The organism is Mesorhizobium sp. M1E.F.Ca.ET.063.01.1.1, assembly GCF_003998155.1.
Classification (GTDB): domain Bacteria; phylum Pseudomonadota; class Alphaproteobacteria; order Rhizobiales; family Rhizobiaceae; genus Mesorhizobium.
Genome location: NZ_RZSC01001246.1, coordinates 1 through 1,039 on the forward strand (window position 1 = coordinate 1; position 1,039 = coordinate 1,039).

Below are 1,039 nucleotides of genomic sequence, written 5' to 3' on the forward strand. Positions count from 1 at the left end.
GCCCAGTCGGCGGCAATGCCTTTCAAGCCGGCCGGCCTTGGGGCCGTTTGGCCGCTATGCGTCAGAGTCGTCTCGGACATACCCTGCCTCCTCAGGTCAGCAGCCCACGGCAAATGTCGATGAATGTGGCGGCCCAGCCGGCCAGAAGGGCGAAGATGCAGAGCCAGACGAAAAGCAAGAAATGCCAGTACATGGCGCAGAGTTCGACGCCGAGGCGCAGCCGCTCAGGCCGCGCGCCGTTCCAGGCGCCGACGCTGGTCCTGCCGAGACCGATCAGGCCGCCCAGTATGTGCAGACCATGCATTCCGGTGATCAGATAGAAGAAGCTGTTGGCCGGGTTGGCAGCCAGCAGGTAGCCGTCCTCGGTCAATTGCCGCCACGCCATTAACTGTCCGATCAGGAAGGCGAAAGAAGTGAAACCGGCCGTGGCAAGGCCGAGCCGGACATTGTCGATCTGGCCCTTGCGCGCGGCGACCACGGCGCAATGCAGCGCGACGCTGCTCAGCACCAGCACGCCGGTGTTCAGCCACAGCAGGCGCGGCAGCGGCAGCGGCCGCCAGTCCGACAGGCCCATGCGCATGAAATAGGCGCTGGTGAACAGCGAGAACAGGCAGCCGACGACGGCGAGGAAGACGCCGAGGCCGATCTTGGCGGTGGGCAGGGGCGACCGGTCGAGGTCGACGAAATCCCCGGCCATGCCTTGCTCGAGCCATGGCTTCGCCGTCAGCCCCTGGTGCGAAAGCCACCAGCCGGCAAAGCCGGCGATTACCAGCAAAAAGACAACGATAACGCTCATGCCGGCTCCCTGGAGGGGCCGAGGCCGAAGGAGCCCGGCACGTTCTGCGGGATGAAGTCCTCCTTGGCTCCTGGCACGCTGTAGTCGTAGGCCCAGCGATAGACGATCGGCAGTTCCTTGCCGAAATTGCCGTGCGCAGGCGGCGTCTCAGGCGTCTGCCACTCGAGCGTCGTTGCCCGCCAAGGGTTGCCGCCGGCCTCGCGGCCATGGCGGATGCTCCAGATCAGGTTGAACAGGAACACC

Annotated in this window: 1 protein-coding gene and 1 pseudogene; both read right to left on the reverse strand. The window is 65.4% G+C overall.

Annotated elements, in window-relative coordinates; translation table 11 throughout:
* Positions 1-91: 91 nt before the first annotated feature.
* Positions 92-796, reverse strand: a complete 705-nt coding sequence (locus tag EOA29_RS37630) for a cytochrome c oxidase subunit 3 (RefSeq protein WP_127222472.1) — start codon at positions 794-796, stop codon at positions 92-94.
* Positions 793-1,039 (reverse strand): annotated as a pseudogene (locus EOA29_RS37635) (cytochrome c oxidase subunit I); the annotation flags it as partial. The pseudogene EOA29_RS37635 and the gene EOA29_RS37630, both read right to left, overlap by 4 nt.

Excerpts from the sequence above, each read along its gene's own strand:
- EOA29_RS37630 (WP_127222472.1), bottom strand. The coding sequence starts at position 796 with ATGAGCGTTATCGTTGTCTTTTTGCTGGTAATCGCCGGCTTTGCCGGC.